Source organism: Vibrio sp. 1159 (assembly GCF_033340395.1).
In the GTDB taxonomy this organism is placed as follows: Bacteria; Pseudomonadota; Gammaproteobacteria; order Enterobacterales; family Vibrionaceae; genus Vibrio; species Vibrio alginolyticus.
This window is the reverse complement of sequence record NZ_JAWOWL010000008.1, coordinates 130786-150633: the sequence shown is the minus strand read 5'-3', so window position 1 is coordinate 150633 and position 19848 is coordinate 130786. Positions and strand designations below refer to the sequence as shown.

Below are 19848 nucleotides of genomic sequence, written 5' to 3'. Positions count from 1 at the left end.
CCCGATTTTAAATAACAAAAAGGCACTGACTATCAGTGCCTTTTTTTGTTTTCTAACAACAGAATAAGCGTGATGCGCGATACCGAAAACCGTTAGCTCACCTTAAACTTGGTCCACACCTGAGAGCGCCAACGTCTTGCCATGATGATACCACGTACCCATTCATCGAGAGCGATTGCCATCCAAGCCCCTAAAACGCCATAACCCAAGTGGATGCCAAAGATGTAAGAGAAAAGCACGCCTAGTCCCCACATACTCAAAATCCCCATTTGCACTGGGAACTTGATGTCACCCGCGCCTTTGAGCCCCGCGATAAAAATCAGGTTAAACACACGTCCGGCCTCGAGCAGAATTGAGCCCATGACTAACGAACCTGCCAATGCGAGTATCTCTGGTTGATCGGTAAATACGCGCAGAATCTCTTCTCTAAACAGGTAAATCAGTGTGGTTGCCGCCGTTGATGCCACAAATCCTAGTAAGAAGTAGATTTGTACGCGTTTTAAAATGCTGCTCACCCAACCTTTACCGATGTAGTAACCAGTCTGAATTTGCGCTGCCTGACCAATTGCCAGCGCGAAAGCAAACGAGAAACGGGCAATGTTTTGCGCATAAGTGAAAGCCGCTAACGATGCCGTCCCCATTTGCACCACAAAATACACAATGCAGATTTGCGCCACATTGTAAGACAGCACTTCACCCGCGTTCATACCGCCGATTTTTAAGATTTTTTTGTAAATCTCTGCCGGTACTTGTTTCATAGTCGACATTGGTAGTTCAATGCTACTGCGAGCGAGAATAAACCATAACATTAACGTACCGATGACTTGGCTGACGACGGTTGCTATTGCTACACCTTGCACACCATACACAGGTAAACCGAATGGCTGGTAAAGCGCAATATAGTTACCAATGATGTTGAACACACCCGAGATCAAGTTCACCACCATTGGAGAGCGCGAATAGCCATGGCTACGCAGAATGGTCGTAAAGACTATGCCTATGGTGACGTTGAACGTCATCGCTCCGCTGATCAGCAAATATTCACGTGCGTATTGCTCGACTTGCGCCTCCAAACCGTAATACGGGAGCAGGAATATCGCACCAAGCACGGCAATCACACTCAATAGCACACCGACGAGCACAGACAACGCAATACTCGCAACACCAACGCTCACTGACTCTTGCTCGCGTCCAGCGCCATTGTATTGGGCAATCAAAATCCCCGTACCGCTACTGACAAACGTCGAAACGATGATTAAAAAGAAGGTAATCTGCGTGATCACACCAACAGCGGATACGGCTTTGTCTGAGTAGCCACTCAGCATGAACACGTCACTGGTTCCTAAAGCCGTCCGTAGCAAAATTTCGACAAGAATTGGCCAAGCTAATGCCACGATGGACATTCGTTGGTTGATGTTTTGGCTTTTAGGCATGCTTGTAACCTTTCCTACAACTAAAAACTGCCTCACAATTTTGTGAAGCAGTTTAAAAATAGTGACTCGAACGAAGCTCGATATGAGGTTGTGATTTAGCGCGGATTCTAGTCGCATATTGGTCATAACGACAACAATATTTCGCCCTGTTTCGGAAAAATATTTCTAATGCATTTTCGAAACGACATATGCCTTGACGATACGTAGAGCAGAGATTGGTGAACAATACTCTCAATCAACGAGCACCGAACAGAATCAGGATAATCAATAGAAATATATCTAACTAAATGCATTACTTTGAATTATCAGTCCAACCATATAGAGCCATGAAGAACCGTCATGAAAACCTGCATGCGCCACCATTCCTCTTTGAACACTCGCACCAAATCACACTGATGGCTTTGCACTAAAAATGACTGATATCACATTTGGAAACTTTGTTGTTCTATTTATCGCGAAAATACCGCCTAGAATAAGCGTACACGTTAATTAAGCAAGGATACGTAATGTCGACATTGGCTGGGGCGCGCTTAGAAGAAATGGCGGACATCCGCTCAACAAGAAAAAAGAAAATTGTCTTTTTATGCTCCAGTATCGCCGCTGCCTGTTTAACTTATGGTTCCATTGCTCAATCACTTGAGAATAACTGGGGTTTAAGCTTTTTCCATGCTTTGTGTGCCTTGGCATGCTTAGCAATCAGTTATGTAATAAAAGTCCAGCGGCACCATCAATACGCCGACTTATGGCTAAGTGCTGTCTTAATGTTCGAAGGGTTATTGTTACTTCTGTATAACGACGCTCCGTCAGGCAAAATGTTATGGCTATATCCTATTGTCGCCACTCTAGTATTAATTAATGAGTTTAAGGTCGGTCTGCTGTTCAGTGGCACCTACATTTTACTGATCTTTTTTGGGGTCGCTTTTTTAGATCGACTGCCAACAGCCACAGAAATCATAGAGCGGAGATTGATGCTGACCCTGATAGCGACCGCGTTTGTGTGTCACACGTTCTCGTATTACTACACGAAAGTCCTCAATTACATTCAAACACTGTATCGTGAGGGGATTGAGGAGTTAGCATATTTTGACCAGCTCACTGGGCTTGCCAATCGCTGGAGCTTTGAGACTTGGGCGCGCGCAAAGCTCGATGAAATCAAGCACTCATCTGATGACAGCATCACCGCATTGGTCTTTCTCGATATCGATAACTTCAAGCACATCAACGACACCTACGGGCACGATATTGGTGACCAAGTACTTCAAGCCTTCGCAACTCGATTAAAAAATAACATTCGCAACAAAGACAGAAAAACCGATAAACACGACTACTCCATCGCTCGATTTGCGGGCGACGAGTTTGTAATCATGCTTTACGATGTAAAAAGTAAAGATGACCTCGACAGCATCCTAAAACGGATCGTGAATCTGTTTCCGACAGGTTACCGAAGCTACGATATGATTAACGAGTTAACGATGAGTGTAGGTGCTGCTATCTATAAGCAAGATGCAAAGGATTTGTCTGAATTGACTCGATGTGCAGATAAAGCAATGTACGCAGCTAAACATACTGGTAAAAACCAGTACGCCTTTTATGAGCACTGCAATACGGAGGAACAGTCAACATCTGATGCACCAGCGGTACCAGAAGCTTGCTAATGACTAAGCGAACACATGCATCACCCAAAGCCCCACAACGAGGAATACGATTAACCACACTACTTGCAACGTTCTGTTCGGCTTGTCTTGCTGACGAGTGGGGTGATCTTTAAACGCACGGCCCTTCATTTTGCCCATTAAGCTCTTTCCTAGAGCACGTCGATAAAATTCACGTCTCTTATGAGCGGCGTTGGCAACTTCGGTAAAGCGCTGTCTTTGCTCATTGGTGAGATCTTTATCCTCGTAACGAGGAGGGAGATCAGAATGCTTGCGTTGTACTGCCATCACTTCCTCCCTGGTCGATGGGTACATTTTTATTAAGTATATACCCAAATAACCAAAAAGATGCGTTATAAGTGAAGCACATAGACGAAAAAACCACCCGAAGGTGGTTTTATGACGAGCAACAAATGAACGCTAGAAGTACTCACATAAATACGCAGTCGCTTCTTTCACTTGAAGCTCAAATGAAGAATTACCTTCCACTTCAAAAAACTCACCACTTTGATAAGTCGTCCAATCGCTCTCGCCAACACGCTTGACCACAAGCGCACCTTTTACAACCGTCATACGCTCTGGTGCTTGAGTACCAAACGTGTACTCACCAGGAAGCATCACACCAACGCTAACATCCTGATCTTTCTGGTTAAAGCCTAGTGATTTTACACTACCAGCAAAATAGCTATTTTCCTTAATATTCATTATTGGTTTCCTTATCAAAAGTCCGCTCTTTTTTACCTTGTTTCTTTCCGTTACTCAAGCTTTGAAAGCCATTAAACTCAACGTAATAACGCTCATCCTTTGCTACTGAGCGAGAACCTCTTTTCGCGAGGATTAATCAGGCGACCTAAACCGAGCAAGAAAACCTGCGAAGTAATGAATGTGAGCAAACAACAAAACCATCAATAAGATGTGTATCTGAATGTAAAAGTGGACATTAGATCATAGTTTCGTCGTCTCAATGGCGGGATTGTTTGTTTTTAAAAAGGAAGGTTTCCACCATGTTAAAAAAGTGGAGAAAATTAGATCTATGACGGACTCAACTCGCCGAAGGCGAAAAACACGACAAGAACCACAACTTTCATTTTTGGCTCGCTACCAATCCAAAATCCTCAAGAGTACATTTGTCTGCTTCGGGATGGGTCTGTTGACGTTTTTTGGCTATCAAATACACCTATCCTATCAAGACCACATTGATCCGGAAAAGGTGTACGGCGAATGGATTGAGATTGGCGCGCCACCCTACCAAACAGAACGTCTCGTTTTCACTGAAGATGGGGTATACCGAAACCATCGACTCATTACGACGGAATTTGAATTCGATGGCAAGGTCATCACGTTGAATACCGGATTAGGAAAGACAGCGTATCAGATCTCGGGCTCTCATCTTTCACCTCAAATACGCCGTATTGAGCCTCTTATTCCAGATCAGCGATTCATTCGTAAAGGATTTGAGCATACCGTTCAGGGCTCAGAAACCGGCGCAGCCTCTAAACGTCGCGCCGCGTTGAGTGAACACTTCAGCCGTGACTAGTATGTCTTCACGGCTATTTTTCCTTTCAATTCTCTTTCTATATCAATGAAACAAAACCTTAATAAACAACAAAATAAGGCCTTCATCGCATTTAACTAACTCGTTACTGAGTAAACAATAATTTTAGTTTCTGCTGAGATTTTATAAATTATTGACTCAGTCTGACACTTTCTGTGTAACAGAGTGCGAGTTTTAGTTAAGTTCTCTCAAGTGCCTCGAAAACCGTCTTAATTTTTTTTGACGAAAAAAAACTCTCTGAAATGCTGAGTGTGATGCTTTTGCACGTGGAGTAAATCCAATCATCTTATCTGGTGCAAGAGCAGCCTATGTTCTAGGTAGAACATGAATCCAAGGATTGAGAGAGAAGTTATGATTCGATTTAACCTATGTGCAGCTGGAGTTGCTTTAGCGCTATCAGGCGCTGCAGTTGCGGCTCCAACCGCACCAAGTATCGATATGTACGGTTCCAACAACCTTCAGTTTTCTAAAATTGAACTCGCGATGGAAACCACGTCAGGCTACTACGACATGGTGAAATACCATGAGCAAGCGAAGATCATTGTTAAATTTAACCAGTGGAGTGGCACACCTGGTGACACTTACAACGTCTATTTTGATGGTGTAAAAGTAGCAAGCGGCCCTATCACTGGTAGCCAAACAACAGCTTCGTTTGAATACGGCCAAGGTGGCTTATACCAAATGGAAATCGAAGCATGTGATGCGACAGGTTGTGCGAAAAGCGCACCAGCTGAAATCACAATTGCAGATACCGATGGTTCTCACCTGAAGCCACTAACGATGAATGTTGATCCAAACAACAAAACCTACAATACCGATCCAAGCGTCGTGATGGGTACGTATTTTGTTGAATGGGGCATCTATGGCCGTGACTACACCGTCGATAATATGCCGGTCGACAACTTGACTCACATCCTTTACGGTTTTATCCCAATTTGTGGCCCAAATGAGTCTGTGAAGTCTGTTGGCGGCAACAGTTTCAACGCGCTACAAACTGCTTGTACAGGTGTGCCTGATTATGAAGTCGTTATCCATGACCCTTGGGCTGCTTATCAGAAGAGCTTCCCACAAGCTGGTCATGAATACAGCACGCCTATCAAGGGTAACTACGCAATGCTAATGGCATTGAAACAACGTAACCCTGATCTAAAAATCATCCCATCGATCGGTGGTTGGACACTGTCTGACCCATTCTTCGATTTCGTGGACAAGAAAAACCGTGACACATTCGTCGCATCAGTTAAGAAGTTCCTGAAAACTTGGAAATTCTACGACGGTGTTGACATCGACTGGGAATTCCCTGGCGGCGGCGGTGCAGCAGCCGATAAGGGCGACCCTGTAAACGATGGCCCAGCATACATCGCACTGATGCGTGAACTGCGCGTAATGCTTGATGAATTAGAAGCTGAGACAGGCCGTACTTACGAGCTAACGTCCGCTATCGGTGTCGGTTACGACAAGATTGAAGACGTAGACTACGCAGATGCAGTTCAGTACATGGATTACATCTTCGCAATGACTTACGACTTCTACGGTGGTTGGAATAACGTTCCTGGTCACCAAACTGCGCTTTACTGTGGTTCATTCATGCGTCCTGGTCAGTGTGACGGTAGTGGCGTTGATGAGAACGGCGAACCGTACAAAGGTCCTGCTTACACAGCAGATAACGGCATCCAACTTCTTCTTGCTCAAGGCGTTCCTGCGAACAAGCTAGTACTTGGTACAGCAATGTACGGTCGTGGCTGGGAAGGCGTAACTCCAGATACACTCACAGATCCAAACGACCCAATGACAGGTACTGCTACAGGTAAACTGAAGGGCAGCACAGCGCAAGGTGTTTGGGAAGATGGCGTAATTGACTACAAAGGCATTAAGTCATTCATGCTAGGTGCAAACAACACTGGTATTAACGGCTTCGAGTACGGCTACGATGCACAAGCAGAAGCACCATGGGTATGGAACCGTACTACGGGCGAGTTGATCACATTTGATGACCACCGTTCAGTGCTAGCAAAAGGTAGCTACGCGAAGTCTCTTGGTCTTGCTGGTCTATTCTCTTGGGAAATTGACGCGGATAACGGTGACATTCTAAACGCGATGCACGAAGGTATGGCTGGTGGTGTGGTTCCTCAACCAAACCGTAAACCAACCGCAGCCGCTGGCGCAGATCAATCGGTAACAGGTCCTGCAAATGTGGTTCTAGATGGCAGCCTGTCAAAAGACTCTGACGGCACCATCGCAAGCTACGCTTGGGAACAAGTATCTGGCACAGCAGTGGTACTAACAGGTGCAAACACAGCGAAAGCAAGCTTTGATGCAGCAGAAGTTACTGTTGAAGAGCAATTAACTTTCAAGCTGACGGTGACTGATAACGAGGGTGCAACGGCATCTGACCTCGTTGTAGTCACAGTGAAACCAGCAGGTGTTGTTGACCCAGTGAACAGCGCACCAGTAGCACAAGTTGTTGCTCCAGCAACAGCAAACGCTGGTGACGTTGTGGTTGTAGATGCATCTGCGTCTAGCGATGCAGACAACGATACCCTGACATTCAACTGGACTCTACCTCAAGGTCTGAATGCAACGGTTGAAGGCTCTAAAGTCACGTTCACTGCTGCGGAATACCCGCAAGACACAAGCTTAAGCTTCACTGTAAGTGTGAGCGACGGTAAAGCGTCTTCATCGGCAAGCGCGACAGTGGTTGTTGCACAGCACGCAACCGATCCGAACCCTGGTACTTGTGACAACGCATGGGATGCGAGCGCAGTGTACACAGGTGGTAACCAAGTGACTCACGCAGGTAAAACGTGGGAAGCGAAATGGTGGACTCAGGGTGACGATCCTAGCCAATCTGGCGAATGGGGCGTTTGGAAAGAAGTTGGCGTAGCTAACTGTAACTAACTTCAGCCTTGCAGACTTTCTGCTAAATAAACAAAGGACAGCTTCGGCTGTCCTTTTTGGATTTAACCTCTTAACGAGGAGAGCAACACCAGAGACGAAAAAATCTGAGGTGTTACTTTCAAATCGAATTAGCGCAAAACGGAGCGAGTCAATCAGTAAAAGTAAGGGTTACCAAGCACTATCGAGCAAACGGTCAAAACTACTGAAGACTTGCTCACACTTCATCACTCGACCATGCCCCTGACCTTGTGTTGTTACTAACTCAACGTTTTTAATCTCTTCAGCCGCTTTTGCCGAGACACTGTATTTGGTGAACTTGTCTTGCTCATCATGAATAATAATGGTGTGAGACGGACGCTCAGACAAACGCTTCATCGGATCAATGGACTGTAACGGATAACCAAATTGGTCTTCAACTTCTGAAACCACAGCATTAAAAAGCTTCATCGAGTAACCGGAACGTGCAATGCTACCGAATAAGTTCTCTACGTAATTTAATACCGGAGCAATAAGCAGCAAAGGCTTGTTTTCTAATTTACTGTGCCTACACTCAAGAGCAGAAGCGGTGCCCATGCTGTGCCCAACTAGGCCAACAATATCCTCGACCGTATCCAACACATCTTCTAATCCTCTGACAAACCCCGGAATGTGCCCATACTGCCCCTCACTCTCACCATGTGCCGGATGATCGTACGCCAAAGCAGTAAACCCTTTCGACGCAATATGTTCCATCAGTGGATAAAACTGACTTGCCGTTCCAGACCAACCATGAGTTAGCACCCAAATAGGTCCAGAGCCCAAAGTATAGGTTTTGATGATGCCTGCATGCCCTTTAATTTCACCTTTGATAAGCCCTTGAGGTTCAATATTTTTAGGTTGCGTACGAGCCGGTGTCAGAAGAAGCTTGCGCGCGGTCTTCTTTGCATGTGACGGGGCCAGTGTATGGTGTAACCGAGTACTAATGTTCACCAAACTGCGCTTAATACTGAAACGTTGCGATGTATTAAAGTAAATTTTTTCACTCATAATCATGTCCTTAACTATCAGCTTTGCACAAAATAGAACGGTCGTGCTTTTTATACTGATAAGAAAGAGCGAAGTCAGCCGCTCTTTGTGATTTTATGTCTACGAATCTGGGAAGCGAATAACCGATATTAGCCTTTCCAGCGAGAAAATAAGTTGTCGATCCCTTGCCAAAACAGACGCAAGCTTTCTTGCTCACCTTTAATTGAGTAAAAAACATGCGCACTCAAATAGAGACCGTACAAATCAAACGTTGCTTGGCGTGTATCTAAGTCTGCTGCAAATTCTTGCTTCTCTTTGCCTTTCGCTATTTGGATCTCCAAATAACTCAGCCAAGTGTCTATGGATTTACGCAGTCCGGCCTGAAGCGGGCAATCTTTATCTGCCGTATCATTCCAAGCGTCAAGAAACATACAACTTCCTTGGAATGCGTGATTCCAAGTCATCCAAGAGTCGAGCAACCCTCGAATTTTACGCTCGATATTGCCATCCCCGAGTTCTCGAGCAGGCTCAATAACCCGATCAGCGAACACTTTATTGGCGTGATCAAGCACCGATAGCTGTAAATTCAACTTCGAATTAAAGTGGGCAAACAGACCACTTTTCGACATACCGCATTGCTTGGCTAACTCTCCAATCGTAAGACTTTCTAATCCGTCTTCGCTGGCGATCTCGAAAGCCCGCTGCAGAATAAACTCTTTTGTCACTTTTCCTTTTTGCATAGTCTTATTTTTAGCACGATCGTTCTTTTTTGCAATCTCGAGTTAACTGGTCTAACCATTATTCAGTGCTATTTTCGACTCACGAATCAGGTATTGATTGCGTTAATAGGTTAATAATTAAGAAGTTTGAAGTAAGTCTTAATTTTCAAAACAGCTTCGATGTAAGCGCAAGTCTGTTGACTTTTTCACGTATTACTTCAGTAACAACCTGCTATTTTCACCTAAGTTTTTTATTTAGGTAAACAATGTAATGGCAAAGAAACAAAAAATAGCCAGCTTAGAGTTTGCACGTATCATTGCAATGCTTGCGATTGTGGGTTTGCATTGCCAGATGGCACTGACGTACTGGCAGTGGGATGGGATACCATGGGTTGGCTATATGCTCAACCAACTGGCTCGTTTTGCTGTTCCGCTATTCTTTCTCATCTCGGGTTATCTAATCCAGCCGAAGTTGAGTCATTCACCTATCGATACTCTTAAGAACTACGCCAAACCGTTAATGAAGGTTTGGCTCATTTGGAGCATGATCAGTTTACTGATGCCATTCCAATGGCAGACGGTCGCTGAGGCTGGGTATCTCGCCGAAAGGCAAGGTTATTGGGGGTACTTAATGTCAACCCCGATCAATTCACTCATCGAAGGCGGACTCGTTCATCTGTGGTTTATTCCGGCTCTGGTCATTGCCGTAGCGTTAATTGCCTTTCTCGTGCATATCAATATGGTGCAACTGATACTGCCAACCGCAGTATTGCTATACATATACGGGGTCTTTGCTGGCAGTTACGCGACCATTACCGACCTGCCAGCGCCTTTCTTTACTCGTAACGGGCCTTTTTTCAGCACGTTGCTAGTTGCTCTAGGTTATTCCGCACGAGAAGCGCAGTGGCGGTGGTCGCGAAACAATACGGTTCGATGCATTATTCTTGGCATGGCACTGCATTTTGGTGAAGCTTACTGGCTGATGCAACATGACATCGCTTTCAACTCGCACGACTTCCTATTCGGTACCGTTATCTGGGCTGTAGGTGTCTTTATGTGGCTTTTGGCTCACCCTCATTTTGGCGACATGCCTTGGGTCTTCAAACTATCTCCTAGCGTGTTAGGGATATATGTTAGCCATCTGCTTATCATAATTGTCATGATGAATGTCGCTGGATTTATCGGGCTGCAACACCTCGCGAAAGATGTGTTTATTTATCCTGCAACGATTGTTGCAACCATACTGCTTGTGAAAGCAATTGACACTTCACCGTTGAAAAAATGGCTCCTACGCTAAATGCATTCAGCTCTAGATATAGCTAGCTTTAACTCAAAAGGGTTAGAGCTAGCCAGTTAAAAATGAGATTTCTCTCTCACTGACCAATTTTTGACTTTCTAATCCTTCAGAATTTGCTTTCACTCACAAAAAACATTGTTCATTTCCTTTAAATTGGCTCGACTATTACAACATTGCTCATTAAACGGAGGCTGTATGTGGGCAGGTCAAGGACTCGTTCCTTTTTTAGAGATTAGTCACTGGTTAACTTACGGTTTATATGCCGCTGCGGTTTTATTCGGCGCAGCAAGCATTGCGTCACTCAGAAAATAGTGGCGCACACTATCATTTCCTAACTCCTACTGTTAATTCGAGCTCTCTCACAACTAACTCATTCATTTGTGGCTAATATTTCTCCAACCAGACAAAGGAGAAATGTCTATGCCAATCTATCCAATTGTGGCTTTCTGCTGTTTGTTGTTCTCTAGCGCCACCTTTGCTGCATCAACCAATGAACTGAATCTTGTTAATTCTGGTGTCGGTTACGCGGCTCTGATTATCTTTTCGATCGCTTACATACTGGTTATGTTGGAAGAGTATCTGAAAATGAGAAAATCCAAGCCAGTGCTGCTCGCTGCAGGATTAATTTGGATTCTGATTGGCTACACCTTTGCTCAACACAACCAGCCTGAAATCGCCAAATCCGCACTAGAACACAACTTGTTGGAATATGCCGAGTTGCTGCTGTTTTTGCTCGTGGCGATGACTTACATCAACGCAATGGAAGAACGCAAACTCTTCGATGCCTTACAGGCGTGGATGGTTGGTAAAGGTTTTGGATTCAAAAAGTTGTTCTGGCTGACGGGGTTTCTCGCTTTTGTCATTTCACCGATTGCCGATAACTTAACTACGGCCCTTTTGATGTGCGCTGTAGTGATGAAAGTCTCTGGTGATAATCCTAAGTTCGTCAATCTTGCTTGTATCAACATTGTTATCGCAGCCAACGCTGGCGGTGCATTCAGCCCATTTGGTGATATTACAACCCTGATGGTGTGGCAGGCCGGTCATGTCAGCTTTGCTGAGTTCATTCCGTTGTTTGTACCGTCATTGGTGAACTACTTGGTTCCCGCATTTTTGATGTCACTTTTTGTTCCAAACACAAAACCGAATACGATTCACCAACACGTTGAGCTAAAACGCGGGGCAAGGCGTATTGTCGCGTTGTTCATTCTGACGATTGCCACCGCAGTCTCTTTCCACGCCTTGCTGCACTTCCCACCCGTTATGGGCATGATGATGGGCTTGGCCTACTTACAGTTTTTCGGATATTTTTTGCGTCAAACTCTTAAACACTCACTCGCAAAAAAAGCAGCTATGGCAATTGCCAATGGCGATGATCAGGCATTGAAGCGCTTAGGCTCAGTGGTTCCGTTTGATGTGTTTCATCGTGTGTCTCGAGCCGAATGGGACACCTTGTTGTTCTTCTACGGTGTTGTGATGTGTGTTGGCGGTTTAAGTTTACTTGGCTACCTCGAACTGGTTTCAAACGTCATGTACACGCAATGGAACCCAGTCTGGGCAAACGTAATGGTTGGTGTCCTATCTGCAATTGTCGATAACATTCCGGTTATGTTTGCTGTACTGACCATGGAACCAAGCATGTCGATGGGCAACTGGCTACTCGTCACATTAACCGCAGGTGTCGGGGGCAGTTTGCTTTCCATTGGCTCCGCGGCAGGCGTCGCTTTAATGGGAGCCGCGCGTGGACAATACACCTTCTTTGGCCACCTAAAGTGGGCTCCCGTCATCGCCTTGGGTTATGCCGCCAGTATTGCGGTACACTTGTGGATGAATAGCGGTTTATTTACTTAAAAACACCTAGAATTAGTCACTTAACTTGCAATGTAACCTAACGGTCGGATGGATGGTTAACGCCATCCATCACTTCAATCGCTCCCAACTCATATGGGTTGACGCCCTCTAAGCAGCCGACATTATAGCCATACTCACTCGGGTCAGAACGACGCTGATGGTGCGTATAAATACCGCACTCGCCACAGAAAAAGTGCTTCGCAGTGTGTGTATTAAATTGATACTGCTTCAAGACTTCTTCGCCTTGCACAATACGAATACCGTTCAAAGGTACAGACGCGACAATCGCGCCACGACGTCGACACATAGAACAGTCACACCGTCTCGGCTTCTCAATACCATTGGGTAACGCCAGTTCCAGCTCAACTTTTCCACAGTGACAACTCAGTCGATGTAATGTGCTGATTTGGGTGTTGCCAACTTTCTTAATCATAACTTTTCCTTGTTGTTTTTCTATCTGTGTACATTATGTTAAACAGGTTAATATCATCATAATCTCGTCCAAAAACTCGACATCCATCACTTTTCGCGACATTTTATTGGCCGATTTGTTAGTTGCTATTTTGGCGATTGTCTATCGCGTCCGTGAGACGTGTTATCTCCGGCGCGGTTTTTAAACCAAGGAAATTAATTTATGGACAAAGATCATAGCCTAAGAGAGAACCTCTTGGCTCTGACGCTCGGCAGTGCGTTGGTGTCACTTGGGGTGATATTTTTTAGCAAAGTAGGATTGCTCACTGGCGGTACGGCTGGTTTGGCGATCTTCCTAACCAAAGTGAGTGACTTCAGTTTTGGTCAGATATTTTTCGCTCTTAACCTCCCTTTTTATATTTTATCTGTGATGCGCATGGGTTGGCGCTTCACTATCAATACCTTTATTGCGGTTTCGATTGTCTCTTTTGCGGTCGATCATCTGCATCATGTGATTGAGATTTCACGAATCGAACCTTTCTATGCGGCACTTTTGGGTGGTGGGCTGATTGGAATCGGTATGTTGGTAATTTTCCGTCACAAAATGAGTTTGGGTGGCTTTAACATTCTAGCGTTGTACCTTCAGGAACGTTTTGGAGTTCGAGCGGGTAAAGTTCAAATGGCGTTAGATTGTGCCATCGTGGTGATGTCACTGTTGATTGTAGATGTGCACCTTATCGCTCTATCTGTTCTAGGTGCCATCGCTACGAACTTGATTTTGGCGATGAACCATAAACCAGGACGATACCAAGCAAAAGCGCAAGCAGCATAATCATCGCTGCATAGTCAACAACCCTAAAGCCCCCAGCCAGTCGCTCGGGGCTTTTTTCATTCAACGCTAAGATCACGTCAACGAGCTCGTTTTGCAGTGCTGCTGCATCTCTTCATCCAATTTAGCTTTATATTTCTGGCTAAGATGGAAGTGTACTTGCATCAGCAAGTCATGTGCGTGGAACAGCTCAAGCGCGTCGCTACCATGTTGCTGACAAATATCTTCACAGCGCTCAGCATGCACTTTGGCTTCTTGCGGTTTATCCGCTTTAAGCAAGCTCATCGCTAAGCGATACTCTGCGCGCTCTTCTTGCATCCAACCCCCAGCCACTTTCCAATAGTCTAGCGCGAGTGTTGCTGCTTCTAACATCTTCGATTTTTCCATGGACGTGCGCTCAGCCAGCGCTTCGTACTGACATGCTAAGTTGTTTGCAGTGATCGCTATAGCGCGCGCTAATGGCCCTTCTGCATCGTTCGGCGTCATTCCTAACGCTGCCTTCACCAACCATTGACTCGCCAGTTCAAGCTGAACAAGTGCAGAAAGTTCATTCGAAATCAAAGCGTAAACTCGGCGTTGTTCTTGCTCTTCCAATAATTCCATATTGTCAGTGCCATCTACGAAGTAGCGCGCAACGGCAATACTGCGTTGAAATGCCAAACTCTCGGCAACCTTGCGTTCATCAAAGTGATCTAAACAAGTAAGAAACTGTTCTGGGCACTGGAGATGCCCAATAGCGGTATGCAGCATCAATGCGAATATTCGCTCGATTTGGGTAACGTCTTCCACCTCGCTCAGAGCCGTTTCTAGCTGAGCATAAATTTGTTCGGGATTGTCCTCGTGATGCTGCCAACACTCACTCATGAAGGCATCAAAATCCGTTTTGAAAGGCATGTCCTTATTGTCCTTTTTCTGTTCGTATAACGAATATGAAACCCTACACTATCGTTACCCCTGTGTAGCACGCTTAATCCCAATATGAGAATCGCTTCACTTAAAGCGGTGTACCTTGCTCCAGCGCGAGCAAACGTTGCTTGCGCTCCACTCCACCTGCATATCCAGTCAGTTTTCCGCTTTTGCCAATAACGCGATGACAAGGTACCACGATAGAAATCGGATTCTTCCCATTTGCTAACCCAACAGCACGCACAGCTTTAGGGTTACCTATCGCATTCGCAAGATCTTGATAGCTCCACGTTTCCCCATATGGAATGGTCGTTAGTGCCTGCCAAACTTGATTTTGAAAATCAGTGCCTGTCGCTGCAAGGGGCAAGTCGAATTCGTTGCGCAGACCAGCAAAGTATTCATCCAGTTGGGTGACAGCTTGGCGCAAAACCGGATGCTGCTCGTCTCGCACTCCCAGCTCACTAGGCTTAGTGGTGCATGTTTCAAACCAAATGCCAAGCAAGCCCTCAGCGTTCGATTGGATAGTCACCGTTCCTAGTGGACTCGGCATTTCGGTATAAAATGTTTTCATGATTGATTCCATAAGTGAAACGTCGCGTAGCTTCCCCAAGGGGCCGCAGTGTGCGTATTCAGTGATGGGTAACGCTGCATCGCCTTTTTCACCACTAAGTCTTTATCTAGAAAGCAATCGGGTTGAGATTGCCCTCGCAGTTGAGCATAACTGACGGTCCAAGGTCCAATGCCTTTCAAAGCTAGCCACTGCTGGGGGTCAGCTTCTGAGTTGTCCTGCATAAACTGAGCGAAGCGCACTAGCGTCTCTTTACGACTTTGCGGCATGCGCAAAAAGCTCACGTCGGCGTTTGCAATATCACTGGGAGTCGGGAAAAAACGTTTTTCTGACTCACCACTAAGTGTGGCCACCAATAAGTTAAGTTGACCAATCGCAGCTTTAACCGACACTTGCTGGCCTAAAATCGCTCTAGCCCCTGCTTCCCATGCATTCCATACACCAGGAATACGAATACCTTTACTCGACACGAGCCCAGGCGCGACATACTCCAAATGCTGCTCAACAGTACAAATATCAGCGTCAAGATCGAACATACGACGAATGTCAGACACCAAGTTTTGCAGCTTCGTTACGTCTTCAATTTCAAACGCCAGTTCTAAGTATCCTTCACCTTTTGTCGCTTTAAACCAGGCTTTGCTGTCATCCAAAAAAACGTTGCGCTCATAACTCTCATCACTCACCAGCTCAACCCCCTCAACCGCTCGCAAACGATAGAAGTCCAACATGTGCGACCAATTCAACTCACCTCGATAAGGTAAGACAATTCGATTGCAACCCGCACCATCAAACTCTTTACGGCGTACTTGAGAAGGCGTTAGTTTGAGAAACTTTTGAAAAGCATCGTTAAAGCGGCGCGTACTGTTAAAACCTGACGCAAACCCCACGTCGGTGACCGACATAGAGCTGGAGTGAAGCAACTGTTTGGCGAACATTAGTTGCTGATATTGCGCATACTGCTTGGGTGACATACCTAGATACTGCTCAAACAACATACGTAAGTAACGGTCAGAAATCCCAACACGCTCAGCCAACTCAGACACCGAATGGTGATGCAACTCCCCTCTATCAATTAACGAAATCGCTCGTTGAAAGGTCGTCTCGACACCTTTCCATGCCCAAGATCCAGGCGCGCTATCAGGTCGACAGCGTAAACACGGACGGTACCCTGCTTGAAGGGCTTGCGTCTTATCAGCGAAATACTCAACATTTTCTTCTTTAGGCAAATTTGCCGGGCAAATCGGACGACAAAAGATTCCCGTTGTTTTTACCGCCACATAAAATCGCCCATCAAAACGACTGTCTCGCGCGACTCGCGCCTTGTGACACTGCTCGAAGGTCAGTGAGGTATGGGGGTGAATAAACATAGTGCTTTCCTTGCTCATGCCTTTTGTCATTTATTGTTCATAGGCATCGTTCAATATAGTGTTATTGTAGCTTGCTTAAGCGCCCACAATTAGCCATTTTCGGAACTCAATATTGAGATTTATTGGCATTAGCGCTTTTGTACACTAAAGTTAGATCCAGAACATCACAACAACGTCGGCTAAAGGGAATTGGCATGGACTTACATACTTGCGTAATTGTATTAAGAAACCAAAAGGTTATTACCAGTAAATCCGTAGATCATTCTATTGGAATTATCGAACGAGACTCAGATAACGAGATCTCAGAAATTCAGATTAATGCGACGGATGGACGTAATATTCGAACTTATCACTACAACAATGTAGAGGATTCATTAGAGAGCTTAATGAACCTCTGACGGTTTTCTTTAACACACCTTTCTCCCTTGTTAAAAGCGAAAGCAATAGAGCACAGTACATGTGCTCTTTTTTTTTGTTTAACAGCAAAAATGTTTATCGAAAATAATGACAGACCTTGATTTAAAACAGAAAATAATCGGCAAATAAACACCCGAATATAAAAATCAAGACATTGATTTAAATAAATAAAAACCAATCATTCAATTTTTTAGAACGAGTTTATCAAAATCCTCCCGTTATTTTTATGTTCGCCTCTACCTAAACTGTTCTCAACAGCACGGGAGCACACGCTTCCCACTCATTGAAAAGAGTCAGAGGACAGAATCATGAAAGCACTATTACAGAAAATTACCACATCAAACGCAGGTTACAGCGCACTATCACTTCGCGTTCCAATCGGCATTATCTTTATGGCGCACGGCGCACAAAAACTATTTGGCTGGTTTGGTGGCTACGGCCTAGAAGGCACAGGTCAGTGGATGGCATCTATCGGTTTAGGTCCTGGCGTACTCATGGCGTTACTTGCGGGCAGCGCAGAGTTCTTTGGCGGCTTGTTCATTTTACTTGGTCTGCTAACTCGACCAGCAGCGGTTGCTTTGGCGTTCACGATGGTGGTAGCGATATTCTCTGTCCACTTTGAGAATGGCCTGTTCATGGCAAACAACGGTTACGAGTTTGGCTTAGCATTACTGGCAGCAAGCGTTTCTCTGGCGTTCTCTGGCGCAGGTAAAGCAGCGTTAGATAACTTTTTAAACAAAAAGCTCTCTTAAGGAGGCCTTATGATTACGGTAAGACATGCAGCAGACCGAGGTCGAGCAAACTCTGGCTGGCTTGATAGCAAACATACGTTTTCTTTTGGTAGCTACTACGATCCTCAACATATGGGCTTTTCTGAGCTGAGAGTCATTAATGACGATGTAGTCAAGCCTGGCGCGGGTTTTGATACACATGGCCACCGTGATATGGAGATCATCAGCTATGTGTTGGAAGGTGTTATCGCACACAAAGACAGTGAAGGCAACGTCAAAACACTACCTGCAGGTGAATTCCAACTCATGTCGGCAGGGAAAGGGATTTACCACAGTGAGTACAATGCATCGAACCAAGATACGCTGCGGTTTCTACAGATTTGGATTCAACCGAACACATTTGGAACCAAGCCAGGTTATCAGCAAAAAGATTTTGGTCGCAATCCTGGGTTAACGACTATCGCAACTCCAACTGGAGAAAACGGCACGCTACTTATTAAGCAAGATGCGACTTTGCATCAGTTAATTCTTGAGCCAAGTAGCGAACTAAACTTTGAGATTGAGTCGGGCCGAAATCTATTCATCCATCAAGTGACTGGGAGCCTTAGTGTCGACAATACCACTTTGACGGCTGGCGACGGCGCGAAGGTTGAACACCAGAGTAAGGTTGTTTTGCGCAATACATCAAACGAAAGCACAACAGCCCTGTTGTTTGACTTACCATAACTATCGATTCATCGAGATAAAAACAAAGCCGCCTTGATTTCTCAAGGCGGCTTTTTCGTTTTTCTGACTTTTCATTCAACGCTATTCGTCGGAAGTGCCAGAACCAATTTGCTGAAAACTGTAAGCGGTCAGTGGATCGATCTCTTTGACAATTTCTTCCACTTGCTTAATCGCGTCTACAGACGAGCTAGCTTTACGATAGCTCAAATAGATAGGGCGACACCAATCTTCTACTCCAGACACCTTGTGAAGCTGCCCATTAGCGATAAATGGCTCCACGAGAGAGATTGGTAAGTACGCGGCTCCACCCTTCTCTAAAATAAAGTCCAATGCGATACGCGCTGTTGAAGTGCGTAAATATGGAGCCGGAATCTTAGGGTGACGTTCAGAATGCTCTGAGGAGAAACGCGTCCCCCAGTCAACGTACACATATTTGTTTTCGAAAACGGTGTCTAAAGAATCTTTCTCAGTTGATACCAGAACGAGAACAACATCTGCCACTTTTTTACAGTTAAGCTCATCAGCTTTGATCTGATCGAACGCAAATGCCATATCTAACGTGCGCTCTAGCAAGCTACGACTGAGCATCTCACGTCCCATCACTTCTGCCATGAAGCCATAACCACCAAACGAATCTGTGACGACACTTAAACAATTCTGTAAATAAGCGTCCCAAATGTTTGGCGTGCCACCTAACGTTAGTTGCAGCGCTTTGCCATCTTCAAGCGATAATTCTAGCTTCGCTTGTTGCAATGTAGTGACCATTACCTCGGCATAGCTGATTAAGCGCTCACCTGCAGAGGTCAACTTTATGTTATTTCGATCACGAATAAACAATTGCGTATCGAAGTAACTTTCCAATTGTTTGATACGTGCGCTCACAGCGGCTTGGGTAATATAAAGGTTCTCAGCAGCACGTCCGAAGTGACGAACTCTTGCCAGCTCTAAAAATGTTCGAAAGACTTTTACATCCATAAACCATCTCCTGGTTAATATAAAACCAGATTAACAACTAATTAAAATCATGACGACAAAAAAGTTTTGTTTTTCTTTTGTTAGATTTAAGCCTAATTTTCGCCGTAAGTTCACTACATTCATCAATAACGGTTACAGAGGCTGTTGACATGTCTGACACTGAATTCCGTCATGGCAAAAAACGTTTTTACGATAACGTAAAATTCCCACGCGGCTTTGCAAAGTCTGGCGATTTTACTCTTTCAGAAGAGGAAATCCTAACAATTTATGGGGATACAATGCTTGGCTTAGAGTCAGGCGAATTAACACCTGAAAACAGCGAAGAGAAACACTTCATCAAGGTGTTAGAAAACCCGGGCAAAGCAAAAACAAAACTTGAGCGTACGTGGCTAAAGTACACCCAACTTGCTCGTGGTCGCAAGCGCTTCCATACGCTAAATGGTCGTAACAAGCCTGACGCCACAGAAGAATACATTGAAGAGAGTTTGGTTGAAGACGATTAATAACC

The 19848-nt window shown here is 45.1% G+C and carries 20 protein-coding genes; 10 read left to right on the top strand and 10 right to left on the bottom strand.

Translation table 11 applies throughout. The features are described 5' to 3' along the window. Positions 1-92: 92 nt before the first annotated feature. On the bottom strand, positions 93-1433 hold the full coding sequence (locus R7127_RS09105; protein ID WP_172563677.1) for an MATE family efflux transporter: 1341 nt from the start codon (positions 1431-1433) through the stop codon (positions 93-95). 506 nt (positions 1434-1939) lie between these two features. On the opposite strand from R7127_RS09105, the gene R7127_RS09100 reads away from it, so the two are divergent. After that, positions 1940-3088: a GGDEF domain-containing protein gene (locus tag R7127_RS09100; RefSeq protein ID WP_025768745.1), complete on the top strand. Its 1149-nt coding sequence runs from the start codon at positions 1940-1942 to the stop codon at positions 3086-3088. A 3-nt stretch (positions 3089-3091) separates the two neighbouring features. On the opposite strand, the gene R7127_RS09095 is transcribed toward R7127_RS09100, so the two are convergent. Both R7127_RS09095 and R7127_RS09090 read right to left on the bottom strand, forming a co-directional pair. Beyond that, positions 3092-3373 (bottom strand): hypothetical protein, encoded by a 282-nt coding sequence (locus R7127_RS09095; RefSeq protein WP_005374405.1) that lies wholly within the window; start codon positions 3371-3373, stop codon positions 3092-3094. Between the two features lie 132 nt (positions 3374-3505). After that, positions 3506-3790 (bottom strand): pyrimidine/purine nucleoside phosphorylase, encoded by a 285-nt coding sequence (locus tag R7127_RS09090; protein ID WP_005383244.1) that lies wholly within the window; start codon positions 3788-3790, stop codon positions 3506-3508. A gap of 328 nt (positions 3791-4118) precedes the next feature. Here R7127_RS09090 and R7127_RS09085 point away from each other — a divergent pair, with 328 nt between their 5' ends. Further along, positions 4119-4622 (top strand): DUF2850 domain-containing protein, encoded by a 504-nt coding sequence (locus R7127_RS09085; protein ID WP_064376370.1) that lies wholly within the window; start codon positions 4119-4121, stop codon positions 4620-4622. Between the two features lie 369 nt (positions 4623-4991). Then, positions 4992-7538: a glycosyl hydrolase family 18 protein gene (locus tag R7127_RS09080; RefSeq protein WP_064376355.1), complete on the top strand. Its 2547-nt coding sequence runs from the start codon at positions 4992-4994 to the stop codon at positions 7536-7538. Positions 7539-7706: 168 nt separating this feature from the next. On the opposite strand, the gene R7127_RS09075 is transcribed toward R7127_RS09080, so the two are convergent. Both R7127_RS09075 and R7127_RS09070 read right to left on the bottom strand, forming a co-directional pair. Further along, positions 7707-8564 carry an alpha/beta hydrolase gene (locus tag R7127_RS09075; protein ID WP_017633823.1) on the bottom strand — a complete coding sequence of 286 codons (858 nt, stop codon included), beginning with the start codon at positions 8562-8564 and terminating at the stop codon, positions 7707-7709. 128 nt (positions 8565-8692) lie between these two features. Further along, positions 8693-9283, bottom strand: coding sequence for a TetR/AcrR family transcriptional regulator (locus tag R7127_RS09070; RefSeq protein WP_005374416.1), 591 nt, complete (start codon positions 9281-9283; stop codon positions 8693-8695). A 250-nt stretch (positions 9284-9533) separates the two neighbouring features. Between R7127_RS09070 and R7127_RS09065 the strand changes: the two genes are divergently transcribed. Both R7127_RS09065 and nhaD read left to right on the top strand, forming a co-directional pair. After that, complete coding sequence (locus R7127_RS09065) at positions 9534-10559, top strand: acyltransferase (protein WP_033907218.1); 1026 nt, start codon at positions 9534-9536, stop codon at positions 10557-10559. A gap of 420 nt (positions 10560-10979) precedes the next feature. Continuing rightward, positions 10980-12410: a sodium:proton antiporter NhaD gene (nhaD, locus tag R7127_RS09060; RefSeq protein ID WP_017633821.1), complete on the top strand. Its 1431-nt coding sequence runs from the start codon at positions 10980-10982 to the stop codon at positions 12408-12410. 37 nt (positions 12411-12447) lie between these two features. Here the strand turns inward: nhaD and R7127_RS09055 are convergent, their stop codons facing one another. Then, complete coding sequence (locus R7127_RS09055; protein WP_033907219.1) at positions 12448-12843, bottom strand: GFA family protein; 396 nt, start codon at positions 12841-12843, stop codon at positions 12448-12450. Between the two features lie 201 nt (positions 12844-13044). Between R7127_RS09055 and R7127_RS09050 the strand changes: the two genes are divergently transcribed. Beyond that, positions 13045-13653 carry a YitT family protein gene (locus R7127_RS09050; RefSeq protein ID WP_033907220.1) on the top strand — a complete coding sequence of 203 codons (609 nt, stop codon included), beginning with the start codon at positions 13045-13047 and terminating at the stop codon, positions 13651-13653. A 72-nt stretch (positions 13654-13725) separates the two neighbouring features. On the opposite strand, the gene R7127_RS09045 is transcribed toward R7127_RS09050, so the two are convergent. The 3 genes from R7127_RS09045 to R7127_RS09035 form a co-directional block, all read right to left on the bottom strand. Further along, positions 13726-14544 carry a hypothetical protein gene (locus R7127_RS09045; protein WP_172563676.1) on the bottom strand — a complete coding sequence of 273 codons (819 nt, stop codon included), beginning with the start codon at positions 14542-14544 and terminating at the stop codon, positions 13726-13728. Positions 14545-14644: 100 nt separating this feature from the next. Then, entirely contained in the window at positions 14645-15127 is a 483-nt protein-coding gene (locus R7127_RS09040) for a methylated-DNA--[protein]-cysteine S-methyltransferase (RefSeq protein WP_005374431.1), read from the bottom strand. Next, complete coding sequence (locus R7127_RS09035) at positions 15124-16491, bottom strand: AlkA N-terminal domain-containing protein (RefSeq protein ID WP_318141928.1); 1368 nt, start codon at positions 16489-16491, stop codon at positions 15124-15126. The genes R7127_RS09040 and R7127_RS09035 overlap by 4 nt, the downstream gene beginning before the upstream one ends. A 194-nt stretch (positions 16492-16685) precedes the next feature. Between R7127_RS09035 and R7127_RS09030 the strand changes: the two genes are divergently transcribed. The 3 genes from R7127_RS09030 to R7127_RS09020 all read left to right on the top strand — a co-directional run bounded on the left by R7127_RS09030 (position 16686) and on the right by R7127_RS09020 (position 18365). Continuing rightward, entirely contained in the window at positions 16686-16889 is a 204-nt protein-coding gene (locus R7127_RS09030) for a hypothetical protein (protein ID WP_172563674.1), read from the top strand. Positions 16890-17216: 327 nt separating this feature from the next. Next, positions 17217-17660 (top strand): DoxX family protein, encoded by a 444-nt coding sequence (locus R7127_RS09025; RefSeq protein ID WP_005374434.1) that lies wholly within the window; start codon positions 17217-17219, stop codon positions 17658-17660. Between the two features lie 9 nt (positions 17661-17669). Beyond that, positions 17670-18365, top strand: coding sequence for a pirin family protein (locus R7127_RS09020; protein WP_065275579.1), 696 nt, complete (start codon positions 17670-17672; stop codon positions 18363-18365). Positions 18366-18446: 81 nt separating this feature from the next. Here the strand turns inward: R7127_RS09020 and R7127_RS09015 are convergent, their stop codons facing one another. Further along, complete coding sequence (locus R7127_RS09015; protein ID WP_005374436.1) at positions 18447-19340, bottom strand: LysR family transcriptional regulator; 894 nt, start codon at positions 19338-19340, stop codon at positions 18447-18449. Positions 19341-19489: 149 nt separating this feature from the next. Here R7127_RS09015 and R7127_RS09010 point away from each other — a divergent pair, with 149 nt between their 5' ends. After that, a complete protein-coding gene (locus R7127_RS09010; protein ID WP_005374439.1) occupies positions 19490-19843 on the top strand; it encodes a DUF413 domain-containing protein in 354 nt (117 codons plus the stop codon). The last annotated feature ends 5 nt before the right edge of the window (positions 19844-19848 follow it).